Origin of the sequence: Paraburkholderia youngii (assembly GCF_013366925.1) — a bacterium.
Lineage (GTDB): Bacteria > Pseudomonadota > Gammaproteobacteria > Burkholderiales > Burkholderiaceae > Paraburkholderia > Paraburkholderia youngii.
In genome coordinates this window covers 2,908,753-2,922,947 of the sequence record NZ_JAALDK010000001.1, presented here as the reverse complement: position 1 = coordinate 2,922,947, position 14,195 = coordinate 2,908,753, and the positions used below count along the sequence as shown (strand labels likewise).

The window sequence follows — 14,195 nt, the reverse complement described above, 5'->3', positions numbered from 1 at the left end:
ATGTCGCATGCGTTGCCCGACCGGTTGCTGCCCGGCTCACCGTATCCGCTCGGCGCCAGCTGGGACGGGCTGGGTGTCAACTTCGCGGTGTTCTCGGCCAATGCGCAAAAAATCGAGCTGTGCCTGTTCGATTCCACTGGACGCAAGGAGATCCGCCGCTTCGCCATGCCCGAATGCACCGACGAGATCTGGCACGGCTATCTGCCGAACGCGCATCCTGGCACCGCGTACGGCTTTCGCGCGCACGGGCCGTATCAGCCGCATTTCGGGCATCGCTTCAATCCGCACAAGCTGCTGCTCGACCCGTATGCGCGCAAGCTCGTCGGGCAGTTTCGCTGGTCCGACGCGCTGTTCGGCTATCGCGTGCATTCGAATCGCGCGGACCTTTCGATCGACCGGCGCGATTCCGCGCCCGCGATGCCCAAGTGCGTCGTCGTCGACGAGGCGTTCGACTCGTCGCACGACAGGCGTCCCGACGTGCCGTGGGGCGAAACCGTGATCTACGAAACGCACTTGCGCGGCGCGTCGATGCTGCGCTCCGATCTGCGCCAGCATGAGCGCGGCACGTTCGCGGCGCTCGCCGCGCCGGAGTTCATCGAGCATCTGCTGAAGCTCGGCGTGACCGCGGTCGAGCTGCTGCCCGTGCACGCGTTCCTGAACGACCGCTTCCTCGTGGAGCGCGGCCTGCGCAACTACTGGGGCTACAACACCGCCGCGTTCTTCGCGCCGGAACCGACCTACCTGAGCACGCACCGGCTCGACGAAATGCGCATCGCCGTGCGGCAACTGCACGCGGCCGGCATCGAGGTGATTCTCGACGTGGTCTACAACCACACCTGCGAAAGCAACGAGATGGGCCCGACCATCTCATGGCGCGGCCTCGACAACGCCAGCTACTACCGGCTGATTCCCGGCGACGAGCGTCACCATATCAACGACACCGGCTGCGGCAACACGGTCAATCTGCCGCATCCGCGCGTGATGCAGATGGTGATGGATTCGCTGCGCTACTGGTCGACCGCGTTCAACATCGACGGCTTCCGTTTCGATCTCGGCGTGACGCTTGGGCGCGAAAGCCACGGCTTCGATCCGGGTTCGGGCCTGTTCGACGCGTTGCGCCAGGACCCGGTGCTGTCGCAACGCAAGCTGATTTCCGAGCCCTGGGATATCGGTCCTGGCGGCTATCAGCTAGGCAATCATCCACCCGGCTTCAGCGAATGGAACGACCGTTTCCGTGACACCGTGCGACGGTTCTGGCGCGGCGACGCCGGCCTGCGGCCCGACCTCGCCGCGCGCCTGACCGGTTCGGCCGATCTGTTCAACCGGCGGCATCGCAAGCCTTGGGCGTCGCTCAACTTCGTCACGTCGCACGACGGCTTCACGTTGGCCGATGTCACCGCGTACGAGCAGAAGCACAACGAAGCCAACCAGGAAGACAACAACGACGGCCACAACGAGAATTGCAGCCGCAACTGGGGAGTCGAAGGCGCGACCGACGACCCCGCGATTCTCGCCACGCGCCGCCGCGTGTCACGCTCGCTGATCGCGACACTGATGATCGCGCTCGGCACGCCGATGGTGCTCGCCGGCGACGAAGCGCTGCGCACCCAGCGCGGCAACAACAATGCTTACTGTCAGGATAACGACCTATCCTGGATCGACTGGGACCTTGCGGATTCGCCGGAAGGCCGGCGCATGACCGAGTTCGTCGCGCGCGTGATCGGCCTGCGCAAGCGCCACCCGCTGTTGCGTGAAACGCGCTTTCTGTTCGGCGACCGTGAGGTGCTGCCCGGCCTGTTCGACGTCGGCTGGTTCGACGAACACGGCGATCCGCTGACGATCGAAGCGTGGCAGGACCCGGAGGGCCGCGCGTTCACATTGCGTCGCGCGGGACCGGGCCTGAATGGCGAAACCGAAGTATTGTTATTGATGCTCAACGCTCACGACGAACCGCTGCAGTTCTCGCCTCCCGCGCCGCACCTGGAATGGCATGTGCTGCTGGACACCGCCGATCCGGACCGCGCGCCGCAGCGGCTAGCGACGGCAGAACTCGAGGTCGGCGCACACGGCCTCGTGATACTCGCCGCGCAGCCGACCGGCGAAGCGGATTGGCAAGCCGGCTGGGTGGCTGGCGCGCAGCACGGGCCGCGGTTGTTGACCGCGCTGCCGCCCGACCCCGGCGCGCAGACACCAAACGACGATGGCTCGCAATGAACGACGCACTGCGGCGACATAGTTTGAGCGTGGACAAATCGCAACGCAGCCGGGGTGGCAAGAATGTTGCGACGCAATGCTTGCGTCGCGTCACCTTGCTATCCAGGCGCGTTTGCAGAGTCGAATGGTGAAGACATGTCCGATAGTCCGATTGATCCTCACACGCATCATCACGCGCACTGCCTGCCGTTCAGCGCGCAGTTGATCGGCGCGAGCGGCACGCGACCGCGCACGCGGTTCCGTTTTTGGGCACCGTCGTGCAACAGCGTGCAGGTGGTCATCGAAAGCGGGCACGCGCAAGGCACGCACGACATGGCGCCGACCGGCAACGGCTGGTTCGAGGCCACCGTGGAGAGCGGCGCGGGCACGCTGTATCGGTTCCAGCTCGACGGCAAGCAGACAGTGCCCGATCCGGCCTCGCGATTCCAGCCGCGGGACGTGCATGGCCCGAGCGAGGTCATCGATCCGCGCGCGTACCACTGGGAACACACCGAGTGGCACGGCCGGCCCTGGGAAGAAACGGTACTGTACGAATTGCACGTCGGTGCAATGGGCGGCTATGCGGGCGTGCAAAAACGCCTGCCCGAGTTCGCCGCGCTCGGCGTCACCGCAATCGAACTGATGCCGTTGAACGACTTTCCCGGCGGTCACAACTGGGGTTACGACGGCGTGCTGCCGTACGCGCCCGACTCCGCCTACGGCCGTCCCGAAGAACTGAAGGCACTGATCGACGCCGCGCATGGTGTCGGCCTGATGGTGTTTCTCGATGTCGTCTACAACCACTTCGGACCGGACGGCAACTATCTGCATACTTACGCGGAGCCGTTTTTCCGCGCGGGCGTGAACACGCCATGGGGCCCCGCGATCGACTTCGAGCGCAGCGAAGTCAGTGACTTCTTCACCGACAACGCGGTCTACTGGATCAACGAGTACCGCTTCGACGGACTGCGCTTCGACGCGGTGCATGCGATCGACAACCCCGCATGGCTGCGCGAGCTGTCGGACCATATCCGCGCGCGCGTGCAGCATGGCCGCCACGTGCATCTGGTGCTCGAAAACGAGCACAACAACGCGAGCCTGCTCGACGCGCATTTCGACGCGCAATGGAACGACGACGCGCACAACACGCTGCACGTGCTGCTGACCGGCGAAACCGAAGGCTATTACCACGCGTATGCGAGCGAACCGATTCGCCGGCTCGCGCGCGTGCTGTCCGAAGGCTTCGCGTATCAGGGCGAGCCGTCGCCGCTGCACGATGGTGCACCGCGTGGCGAAGCGAGTGCGCATCTGCCGCCCACGTCGTTCGTGATGTTTTTGCAGAACCACGATCAGATCGGCAACCGTGCGTTCGGCGAACGTCTGCGCAAGCTGACTTCGGACGACGCGCTGCGCGCCGCGACCGCGTTGCTGTTGCTGTCGCCGCAGATTCCGCTGCTGTTCATGGACGAAGAATACGGCTCGACGCAACCGTTCCTGTTTTTCACCGATTACACCGGCGCTCTCGCCGATGCCGTGCGCGAAGGGCGACGCCGTGAATTCGCGCGCTTCGCCGCGTTCAGCGACGAGAAAAGCCGCGCGCAGATTCCAGATCCGAACGATGCCCAGACCTTCGCCGCGTCGTCGCCACCCGCGCCCGATGCGAAGCCGACACCGGATCGGCTCGACTGGATGCACTACTACAAGTCCGCGCTCGCCGTGCGCGCGAAGCTGATCACGCCGCGCCTGAAACATACGAAGGCGTGCGGCGCGACCGTGCTGCGCGACGCAGGTGGCGGCGACGCGAACGCGCTGGTCGCGCGTTGGAAACTCGGTGATGGCGAGACGCTGTCGATCGCGCTGAATCTGTCGCAACAGAACGTCGCATTCGACGACATCCCCGCCGGCAAGATTGTTTTCGAAACGCCGCCACGCGCGCGCGAGCAGGCCGACGCGCGGGTATTGCCCGCTGATGCGTGCATCGCATGGCTGACCGGCGACATCAACGAATTCGCGAGCCGCCATGATGCGCGCATCGCGTCGCACGAGGAGCAGCGCGCGTGACGACCCGACGCCCCAACGACCGGCTCGCCGCGCTCGCCACCCGCGCAGGCTTCGAGGTGGAGTGGCAGGACGCGCACCACAACACGCAGCACGTGCCTGAAAAAACACTCGGCACGCTGCTCGAACGCATGGGTCTGCCGTGCGGCAACGCTACCGATATCCGCCACAGCGCCGCTGCTCTGGAGGCCGAACTATCGGGCCGCAGGCTGCCGCCGCTGATGACCGCGGTGATCGGGCGTGGCATCGCGCTGCCGGCGGCCGCGGTCAAGTCGGGCAGCCATTACCGGATCGAGCTGGAGAGCGGCGCGATCATCGACGGCCGCTTCACCGCGCCGAAAGGCGAGGAAGCGTTGCTCACGCCGATCGACGAAGCCGGCTATCACACGCTCGTGATCAACGACCAGCGCATGACGCTCGCGGTCGCGCCGCCGCGCTGCTACACCGTCGCCGACGCATGGCGCACGCTACACGGCGGCGATGGCGACGGCGACGTCTCGCCGCCCATGCCGCCACTATGGGGCATCGCCGCGCAGCTGTATGGCTTGCGTCGCGTCGGCGATGGCGGCATCGGCGATTACACGGCGCTCGCGCAGCTTGCACGGCACGGCGCGCAGCGCGGCGCGCACGCGCTCGCCGTCAGTCCGACCCACGCGATGTTCAGCGCACAGCCCGAGCGCTTCAGCCCATACGCACCGTCGTCGCGTTTGTGGCTCAACGTCACACATATCGATCCGGCTGCGGTGTTCGGCGCCAACGCGTGCGCATCGGCATTGGCGCAGGCCGGCAACGCATCGTCGAAATACGAAGACCTGCCGCTGATCGACTGGCCGCACGCGACAGCGTTGAAACTCACGATATTGCGCGCGCTGTACGAGCAGTTCAACGCGAACGAGCGCCCGCAGCACTCGCCGCGCGCACTCGAATTTCACGGCTTCTGCGAACGCGCGGGGCGCGCGCTCGAAGATCACGCGCGCTTCGAAGCGCTGCAAGCCGCGCAACTCGCGCAAGGCGGCGACGGCCATTGGCGCAATTGGCCCGACGCGTTGCGCGACCCGCGCAGCCCCGAAGTCGACGCGTTCGCCGCCGCGCATCGCAACGAGGTCGATTTTCATCTGTTCCTGCAGTGGCTGGCCTCGCGCGGCCTATTGCACGCGCAGCACACCGCGCGCGAAGCCGGCATGGCGGTCGGCCTGATCGCCGATCTCGCGGTGGGTTGCGACAGCGCCGGCAGTCATGCATGGTCCTACCCCGACGACATGCTGCAGGGCGTGTCGGTCGGCGCGCCACCCGATCTGTTCAACCAGGCCGGCCAGTCGTGGGGACTCACCACCTTTTCGCCGCGCGCGATGCGCACGCAAGGCTTCGCCGCGTTCATCGACATGCTGCGCGCGGCGTTCGCGCATGCCGGCGGCATCCGCATCGACCACATTCTCGGCTTGCGGCGTCTGTGGCTCGTGCCCGAAGGCGAAAGCGCGCGCAACGGCGCGTATCTGCGCTATCCGCTCGAAGACCTGCTGCGGCTGATCGCGCTCGAATCGTGGCGGCATCGCGCGATCGTGATCGGCGAGGATCTCGGCACCGTGCCGTCCGGTTTTCGCGAGCGGCTCGACGAGCACGGCATCGAAGGGATTCGCGTGCTGTGGTTCGAAGGCGCGCCCGACGGCCACGGCTTCAAGGCGCCGGCCGATTGGGACCGCTATGCGGTCGGCACGACGACCACGCACGATCTGCCGACAGTCGCCGGCTGGTGGCGCGGCAGCGACATCATGTGGCGCAACCGCATCGGCCAGACGATGGCGCGCGCCGACGGCCGCGACCCCGAAGACGCCGCGCTCGAAGAGCGCGCGCAGCAGCGCGCCGACTTGTGGCGCGCGTTCCAGCGAGCGGGCGTGGCCGCACCCGGCGTCGCGCCGCCCGACGCCGACAACCCGCCGGTCGACGAAGCGCTCGCATTCGTCGCCGCGACGCCCGGGCCGCTCGTCACGTTCCCGCTCGAAGACCTGCTCGCGCTTGCCGAGCAGCCGAATCTGCCGGGCTCGATCGACGAACATCCGAACTGGCGCCGCCGCATGGCGCTGCCCATCGACGCGATGTTCGACGACCCCGTCTTCACCGACCGCCTGCTGGCCGTCGACGGCGCTCGCCGCGCCGCCGCGCCTTCACCGAACACTTCCGCGGAGCCCGACACGCCATGACCGTCCCACGCTCCACACTGCGCCTCCAGTTCCATCGGGGCTTCACGTTCGACGACGCCGTGCGCCACGTCGAATACTTCGCCGCGCTCGGCATCAGCCATCTGTACGCGTCGCCGATCACGACGGCCGAGCCCGGCTCGATGCACGGCTACGACACCGTCGACTACACCCAGGTCAGCGCCGAATACGGCGGCGAGGCGGGCTTGAAGCGCCTCGTCGACAAGCTGCGCGCGCACGGCATGGGGCTCATCGTCGACATCGTGCCGAATCATATGGGCGTCGGCGGTTCGAGCAACGCGTGGTGGCTCGATATCCTCGAATGGGGCCGCCACAGCGCGTTTGCGCGTCATTTCGACGTCGACTGGCATTCGCCCGATCCCGCGCTGCGCGGCAAGGTGCTGCTGCCGACGCTCGGGGCGTCGTACGGCGATGAACTGGTGGCGGGCCGCATCGCGCTGCATTTCGCCGCCGACAGCGGTCGCTTTTATATCGGCTACGGCCCGCACGTGTTCCCGGTCTGCCCGGTCGATTACGCGGCGATCCTGCAAGGCGCCGACCGCGCCGATCTTAGCGCGCTCGCCAATCGCTTTCACGGACTCACGACGCAGCCCGCCGATCAGCCGCGCGCCGCCGAGGCGCGTGACGCGCTGCGCGAGTTCGTCGCGCGCGAAGGCGCGTCGGCGATCGAGTACGTGCTGGAGACTTACGCGTCAGCAGATCCGGTCACGCGCGACCGGCTGCATCGGCTGATCGAGCGGCAGCATTTCCGGCTCGCGTGGTGGCGCACCGCCTCCGACGAAGTGAACTGGCGGCGCTTCTTCGACATCTCGTCGCTCGCCGCCGTGCGCGTCGAGCGGCCCGAGGTGTTCGAGGCGGTGCATGCGCTGATCTTTCGCCTCTATCGCGAAGGGCTCATCGACGGCCTGCGGATCGATCATATCGACGGGCTCGCCGAGCCGCGCGAATACTGCCAGCGTTTGCGCCAGCGGCTCAGCGAGTTGCGCGACACCGCGCCGTACGTGGTGGTCGAAAAGATTCTCGGCCGCGGGGAGCCGTTGCGCGACGACTGGCCCGTCGACGGTACGACCGGCTACGACTTCATGCGCGACGTCGGCGCGCTGCTGCACGATCCGGCCGGCGCCGAGCCGCTCGCCAACACGTGGGCCGAACTGACCGGCCGCAGCGCGCGCTTCGCCGATGAAGCGCACGCGGCACGGCGCAAGATTCTCGCGGAAAACTTCTCGGCGGAACTGGACCGCGCGGCGCGCGCGCTGCATCGGATCGCACGCGATTCGCTGAGCACGCGCGACTTCACGTACCCGGCGCTGCGCCGCGTGCTGACCGAACTGGTCGTGCATTTCCCCGTGTACCGCATGTATCCGCTGGGCGGACTGCGCAGCGCCGCCGACAACGTCTATTTCGAGCAGGCGCTCGCGGGCGCGCGCGCTTCGCTGCCGCGCTCGGACGACGCGGCGCTCGAGCGCGTGAATGCATGGCTCGGCGGCAGCGCAGAAGAGGCGCCGCCCGCGCGGCCCGGCGCGCAGTCGCAGCAGCAGGCGCAAGGCGGCGGCGCGCCGCCGCACGCGGGATCGTCCCGGCGCAGCGCGCAAACGCTGTTTTCGCAGCTGACCGCGCCGCTCGCCGCCAAGGCGATCGAAGACACCGCCTGCTATCGCTATGGTCGTCTGCTGTCGCGCAACGAAGTCGGCTCGGACCCGGGCGAGTTCGCGCTGTCGGTCGAGCAGTTTCACGCGGGCAATCTCGAGCGCGCGCAACGTTTTCCGCATGCGATGCTGGCGACCGCCACGCACGATCACAAGCGCGGTGAAGACGTGCGCGCGCGGCTCGCGGTGTTGAGTGAGATCGCCGACGAATGGGGCGCGACGCTGCGTGCATGGTCGACGTTGAACGCGCCGCAGCGTCGCGCGCTCGACGGCACGCCGATCAGCAGCGTGAGCCAGGACAAGAGCGACGCATGGGCTCCCGGCCCCGCCGCCGAGGATATGCTGTACCAGACGCTGGTGGGTTGTTGGCCGCCCGATCTGCGCGCCGACGACGAAGCCGGCGTCAAGAAGCTGGCCGAACGCGTCGCGCAATGGCAGTTGAAGGAGCTGCGCGAGGCGAAACTGCAAACCAGCTGGCTCGCCCCCGACGAAGCCTACGAAGCCGGCTGCCGCGAGTTCCTGTTCGGCATCCTCGCGCCGCAGCGGCGCGACGCCTTTCTAAAGGAGCTGTCGGCGTTCGTCGAGCGGATTGGCCGCGCGGGCGCGCTCAACAGTCTGCAGCAGACGGTGCTGCGTCTTGCGTCACCCGGAATCCCCGATCTTTACCAAGGCACCGAGCTGTGGGACTTCAGCCTCGTCGATCCGGACAATCGGCGGCCCGTCGATTTCGCGCAACGCGAGGCGTGGCTGCCCCAAGCGCAAACTCCGCCGTCGGAATTCCTCGCGGACTGGCGCGACGGACGCGTGAAGCTCGCGGTGATCCAACGCGTGCTGGCGCTGCGCACGCATCTGCCGGAGTTGCTGAGTCAGGGCACGTATCTGCCGCTCACGGTGCGCGGCGCGCATGCGTCGAATGTGATCGCGTTTGCGCGGCGCCACGGCAATGCGTGGGCCGTAGTGATCGCCAGCCGGTTGGCTGCGGGCTTGCTTGGCGACGATGCCGATCTGCCGCTCGTCGAATCCGCGCAATGGGCGGATACGGCCATCGAAATGCCGCCCGATCTGTCGGCGCGCGCGCTGTTCGACTGGCTGAGCCCCGCCGCGCCGAAAGTCGACGATCACGCGCTGCTGTATCTGCGCGACGCGCTCGCCGCGATGCCGGTCGCGGTGCTGGTGGAGGATGGGGTACCTCGAAGCTGAGGCGGATGAACAGGGTTGAGGCTTCGGGTCGGCTCGGGCCTTAACCGCCCTCGTCGTCGAACACCTTCGGATACACGCGCACCAGCACGATGCGCGGTCCCTTCATCTTCTTGACCACCACGTCGAAGTCTTCGAATTCGACGCGCTGCCCTTCGCCGGGCAGATCGTTGAGGGCCTGGATCACGAGGCCGCCCACGGACTCGGCCTTGCCCTCGTCGATGTCGATACCCAGCGCCCGTTCGAGCGACACCACCGGCAAGCTGCCCTTGCCCATCAGCGTGCCGTCGTCCATGCGGGTCCAGTCGGCGTCGCCCTGGCGAAACTCGTCGTGGATCTGTCCGACCAGCGCGCCGAGCAGGTTGTCGAGCGTCAGGAAGCCAATCGGTTTTTCGTTCTTGTGGCCGACCAGCGCGAAGTGCGGCGCGCCTTTGCGAAAGCGCCGGAACAGTTCGAGCGCCGGCATGTCCGGTTTCACGTACTGCACGGGGCGCACGTAGCGCGACAGGTCTTCGAGCGTGCTGCCCGCCTGGCGCGCGAGCAGCAGGTCCTTCAGATGGATCATGCCGGCCACGCGTTCGCCCGAGGCATCCTCGAACAGCGGATAGCGGCTGAAGCGGTGCCGCGCGACCACCTGCATGTTCTCGCGCAGCGGCAGATCGCGCCGCAGGCAGACCATTTCATGCGACGGCCGCATCAGATCCGATACGGTCATACGCGAGAAGTCGAGCGAATGCGCGATCGTGTTCCATTCGTCCTGGCTGTACGCGCCGGTCGACGAACCGAGTTCGCTCGCGACGTTCGCGCGGCGGCCGCGCAGGATCAGCTTGAGTTCCTCGGTCGAGTAATGCGAGTCGTGGCCGTGGTCGGTATCGAGGCCCGCGGCCTTCAGCACCGTGTTCGCGCTCGTGTTGAGCAACCAGATGGCGGGGTACATCGCCCAGTAGAAACCGTACAGCGGTGTTGCGGCCCACAACGAAATTTTCTCCGCCTCGCGGATCGCCAGAGACTTCGGCGCGAGCTCGCCGACCACGATATGCAGGAACGAAATGCACGAAAACGCGAAGAACAGCGAAATGCCGTGGATCAGCCTCTCGGACTCGACGCCAATCAACGCGAAGAGGGGCATCAGCAGTTGCGCGAAAGCCGGCTCGCCGATCCAGCCGAGCCCGAGCGACGCTAGCGTGATGCCGAGCTGACACGCCGACAGATATGCGTCGAGCTGTCCGTGCACCTTCGCGAGCAGACGGCCGCGCATGCCATGCTGGGTGGCGAGGCTTTGCACGCGGGTCTGCCGCAGTTTGACCAGACCGAATTCGGCAGCGACGAAAAAGCCATTGAGTGCAACCAGAAACATTGCACCGATGAGGGCGACAACCTGTATCAAAGCGACGGGCTCCGGCAACAAAAGTTGTCAGTATAGGGTTGAAAGCTATATGAAATCTTTATTGTGCGCGAACGCGTTCGCGCGCGACGCTCATTTCGACACCGCCGCGCTGAACGGCACGCGCAGCACGAGCGTGGCGGGCGTCGCGGTGACGCTGCCCGTTTCCGTCGAATCGCTTTGCTCGAAGCTGCCGCCATGCGCCTCCGCGACGCGCTTGCACAACGCGAACACCCACGCGATGCGCTTCGCCTCGCGCGGCTCGCCCGCCTGCTTGCGGGCGAACGCTTCGAGCACGTGCGGCAGCGCCGCGTCGTTCAACGCGGCCTCGTTCGGTTCGTACGCGACGCTCGCATGCCATGTGCCGTTGTCCGCGCGCGCGGCCAGTGCGACCTCGGCGCCCCGCGCGCTCGCTTCGACGCCGAACGTCAGCATCAGCCACAGCGCGGCGGCGAGACGAGCGCGGTCGCCGTTCAGTTGCTCGGTGGCGATCTGCGAGTCGAGCCGCACTTCGACGCCGCGCGCGCGAGCGAGGCCGGCGCGGACTTCCTCGACGGTTTCGGCGAGCAGCAGATGCAGCGGAAAAGGTTCATACGTGAGCGCGAGCGATTTCGTTTCGGCGCGCGTCGTATCGACGATCGTCTCGAGCAGCTTCACCTGCTGATCGACGCCGCTGCGAATGCCGGTGATCGCGCGCTGCGAGTTGGGATCGTTCGCGTCGAGCTTGCGCTCGAGCACGTAGGCCCAGCTATGAATCGCATTCAACGGACCGCGCAGGTCGTGCGACACCAGCGACAGCACATGATCGCGCATGAACAACGCGGTTTCCGCGCGCAGCAGCGCGCTGCGTTCGGAGATGACGAAGCCGGCCGACGCCGGCTGGGCGCCAGCAGTCCCGGTGGGTGACGTAGTCACGATCGAGTCCTCTCAGGCAGTGCTGGATGATGGGCGGAAGCCTCATTATAGGCATCCCGTTTCGACCGACCAGTCCGGGCCGAACCGCAAGGCGCGCCGCAATCCGCATGCCATGCGCGAAACCGGCAAGATTCGGCGATCGGCGTCAACGCGCCTACAATGTCGCTTTTACGTTTTTTGATCTGAGGAGCAACGCATGTCGACTGTGACGACCGAATCCGGCCTGAAGTACGAAGACCTCGTGGAAGGCACCGGCGCCGAAGCCGTCGCCGGCAAGACCGTGACCGTGCACTACACGGGCTGGCTGACCGACGGCCAGAAGTTCGATTCGAGCAAGGACCGCAATGACCCGTTCGCGTTCGTGCTGGGCGGCGGCATGGTCATCAAGGGCTGGGACGAAGGCGTGCAAGGCATGAAGGTCGGCGGCAAGCGCAAGCTGACCATTCCGCCGCAACTCGGCTACGGCGTGCGCGGCGCGGGCGGCGTGATTCCGCCGAACGCGACGCTCGTGTTCGAAGTCGAACTGCTCGCAGTCTGAGCTACACCTAAGTGTTGTTATGAGCCACGCCGCCGTCACCGCCCCTAACGTTTCGCTGCGCTGCTATGGCGCGATCGAAGCGTCGGACGTGCACGACTTCCACCAGGTCGTGCTGGGGCTCGACGGCGCGATGGTGATGGCGGTGAACGGCGTCGCGGAGCAGATCGACGCCGGCTCCGCATGGCTGATCCCGGCCGGCGCGCGGCACGAATATTCGGGCGTCGGCACCAACCGGCAGCTCGTACTCGATTTGCCCGCGACGTCGCTGGCGGTGCCCGAGCGGCTGTTCGAGCGCGCGCGAGCCGTGGCCGTCGATCCAGCGCTCGCGCAACTCGTGCACACGATTGCCGCGCATGCGGCGGGCGGCGCGGGCGAAGCGCAAGACGATGCCTTCGGTCATCGTCGCTTCCATTGGGATGCCGCCGCACGTCTGGGCGCCGCGCTGGTCGTCGATTCCGGGGCGCTCGCCGGTGCGCAGAGCGAAGGCGTTCGGCTCGATTTCGCGCGCATCGACCGCTGGCTGCGCGCGCATCTGTCCGAGCCGCTGAAGATCGCCGACCTCGCCGCGCACTGCGGCTTCGGCATGCGGCGTTTTCACCAACTGTTTACCGATGCGTTCGGCGAGACACCGCATCGTTATTTGCAGCGGCTGCGGCTCGACACGTCGATCACGCTGCTCGCGGACCCACGTCTTTCGTTGACCGATATCGCGCTCGACATCGGCTTCGGCGATCAGAGCGCTTACACGCACGCATTTACGCGGCGTTTTGGGCTGGCGCCCGGGCAGTGGCGCGCGCTGCGGCACTGAGGGCGGCGAAGCTCCTGTCAGCCTTCTAACCCACGCTGCAGATCCGCACGGATATCACCCGCGTTTTCGAGCCCCACCGCAAGCCGGATCAGACCTTCGCTGATGCCCGCCGCCGCGCGCGCTTCGGGCGTGATGCGGCCGTGCGTGGTCGTCGCCGGATGCGTGATCGTCGTACGCGTGTCGCCCAGGTTGCCGGTGATCGAACAGACCTTCGTGCCGTCGATCACGCGCCATGCGTTCGCACGCATCTGTTCGGGCGTGTCGCCCTTCAGTTCGAACGACACGATCGCGCCGCCCGACTTCTGCTGACGCATCGCGAGCGCATGCTGCGGATGCGATTCGAGTCCCGGATAGAACACGCGATCGACGGCCGGATGCGAGTCGAGCCAGCGCGCGATTTCGAGCGCATTCGCCGACTGCTTTTCGACACGCAGCGACAGCGTTTCCATGCCTTTCAACAGTACCCACGCGTTGAACGCGGACAGCGTCGGCCCGGCACTGCGCACGAACGGAAACACCTTTTCCATGATGAATTGCTTCGACCCGACCAGCGCGCCGCCGAGCACACGGCCCTGGCCGTCGAGGAACTTGGTCGCCGAATGCATGACGACGTCCGCGCCCAGTTTCAGCGGCTGCTGCAACGCCGGGCTGCAGAAGCAGTTATCGACGACGAACAGCGCATTCGCGGCCTTCGCGATCCTGCCGATCGCTTCGATATCCGAAACCTCGGTCAGCGGGTTGGAAGGCGTTTCGAGGAAGAACATCTTCGTTTCGGGACGCACCGCTTCGTTCCACGCGTTCAAATCGGTCGGATCGACGAACGTGGTCGTGATGCCGAACTTGCTGAAGATCTGCGAGAACATGCCGAGCGTCGAGCCGAACAGCGCCCGCGAGCTCACGAGGTGGTCGCCCGCCTGCAACGTCGACATCACGACCGACATGATCGCGGCCATCCCCGACGCCGTCGCGATACAGGCCTCGCCGCCTTCGAGCGCGGCCAGCCGGTCCTGGAACATCGAGACGGTCGGATTCGAGAAGCGCGAGTACGTGAAATAGTCTTCGGAGTTCCTGAAGCGCTCGGCGGCTTCCGCGGCGCTCGCGAAGACGAAGCTCGAGGTCAGGAAGATCGCTTCCGAGTGCTCGTTGAAGTCGCTGCGCGCGGTGCCCGAGCGGACGGCCAGCGTGTCGAAGTCGAGGTTCAGGGAGTCGTCCATGTTGGGTCTGGTCTCCAGGAGTCGGT

9 protein-coding genes are annotated in these 14,195 nt (G+C 66.5%); 6 read left to right on the top strand and 3 right to left on the bottom strand.

Annotated elements, in window-relative coordinates; all coding sequences use genetic code 11:
• The 4 genes from glgX to treY all read left to right on the top strand — a co-directional run bounded on the left by glgX (position 1) and on the right by treY (position 9,313).
• Positions 1-2,214 (top strand): glycogen debranching protein GlgX, encoded by a 2,214-nt coding sequence (gene glgX / locus G5S42_RS13515; protein WP_176107188.1) that lies wholly within the window; start codon positions 1-3, stop codon positions 2,212-2,214.
• A 135-nt stretch (positions 2,215-2,349) separates the two neighbouring features.
• Positions 2,350-4,254: a malto-oligosyltrehalose trehalohydrolase gene (gene treZ / locus G5S42_RS13510; RefSeq protein ID WP_176107187.1), complete on the top strand. Its 1,905-nt coding sequence runs from the start codon at positions 2,350-2,352 to the stop codon at positions 4,252-4,254.
• Positions 4,251-6,449 (top strand): 4-alpha-glucanotransferase, encoded by a 2,199-nt coding sequence (gene malQ, locus G5S42_RS13505; protein WP_176107186.1) that lies wholly within the window; start codon positions 4,251-4,253, stop codon positions 6,447-6,449. The genes treZ and malQ overlap by 4 nt, the downstream gene beginning before the upstream one ends.
• On the top strand, positions 6,446-9,313 hold the full coding sequence (treY, locus tag G5S42_RS13500; protein ID WP_176107185.1) for a malto-oligosyltrehalose synthase: 2,868 nt from the start codon (positions 6,446-6,448) through the stop codon (positions 9,311-9,313). Before malQ ends, treY begins: the two co-directional genes overlap by 4 nt.
• Positions 9,314-9,353: 40 nt before the next feature.
• On the opposite strand, the gene G5S42_RS13495 is transcribed toward treY, so the two are convergent.
• Positions 9,354-10,697, bottom strand: coding sequence for a hemolysin family protein (locus G5S42_RS13495; protein WP_176107184.1), 1,344 nt, complete (start codon positions 10,695-10,697; stop codon positions 9,354-9,356).
• A 90-nt stretch (positions 10,698-10,787) separates the two neighbouring features.
• Positions 10,788-11,609, bottom strand: coding sequence for a sensor histidine kinase (locus G5S42_RS13490; protein WP_176107183.1), 822 nt, complete (start codon positions 11,607-11,609; stop codon positions 10,788-10,790).
• A gap of 196 nt (positions 11,610-11,805) precedes the next feature.
• Between G5S42_RS13490 and G5S42_RS13485 the strand changes: the two genes are divergently transcribed.
• Both G5S42_RS13485 and G5S42_RS13480 read left to right on the top strand, forming a co-directional pair.
• Positions 11,806-12,147: an FKBP-type peptidyl-prolyl cis-trans isomerase gene (locus G5S42_RS13485; protein WP_176107182.1), complete on the top strand. Its 342-nt coding sequence runs from the start codon at positions 11,806-11,808 to the stop codon at positions 12,145-12,147.
• Between the two features lie 19 nt (positions 12,148-12,166).
• Positions 12,167-12,955 (top strand): AraC family transcriptional regulator, encoded by a 789-nt coding sequence (locus G5S42_RS13480; RefSeq protein WP_176107181.1) that lies wholly within the window; start codon positions 12,167-12,169, stop codon positions 12,953-12,955.
• Positions 12,956-12,972: 17 nt separating this feature from the next.
• Here G5S42_RS13480 and G5S42_RS13475 read toward each other — a convergent pair whose 3' ends face one another.
• On the bottom strand, positions 12,973-14,169 hold the full coding sequence (locus tag G5S42_RS13475) for an O-succinylhomoserine sulfhydrylase (protein ID WP_176107180.1): 1,197 nt from the start codon (positions 14,167-14,169) through the stop codon (positions 12,973-12,975).
• Positions 14,170-14,195 lie beyond the last annotated feature (26 nt).

Bases quoted from the DNA above. Each gene is read 5' to 3' on its own strand.
- G5S42_RS13485 (WP_176107182.1), top strand. From the start codon at position 11,806: ATGTCGACTGTGACGACCGAATCCGGCCTGAAGTACGAAGACCTCGTG.
- treY (WP_176107185.1), top strand. From the start codon at position 6,446: ATGACCGTCCCACGCTCCACACTGCGCCTCCAGTTCCATCGGGGCTTC.
- glgX (WP_176107188.1), top strand. From the start codon at position 1: ATGTCGCATGCGTTGCCCGACCGGTTGCTGCCCGGCTCACCGTATCCG.
- G5S42_RS13480 (WP_176107181.1), top strand. From the start codon at position 12,167: ATGAGCCACGCCGCCGTCACCGCCCCTAACGTTTCGCTGCGCTGCTAT.
- G5S42_RS13475 (WP_176107180.1), bottom strand. From the start codon at position 14,169: ATGGACGACTCCCTGAACCTCGACTTCGACACGCTGGCCGTCCGCTCG.
- treZ (WP_176107187.1), top strand. From the start codon at position 2,350: ATGTCCGATAGTCCGATTGATCCTCACACGCATCATCACGCGCACTGC.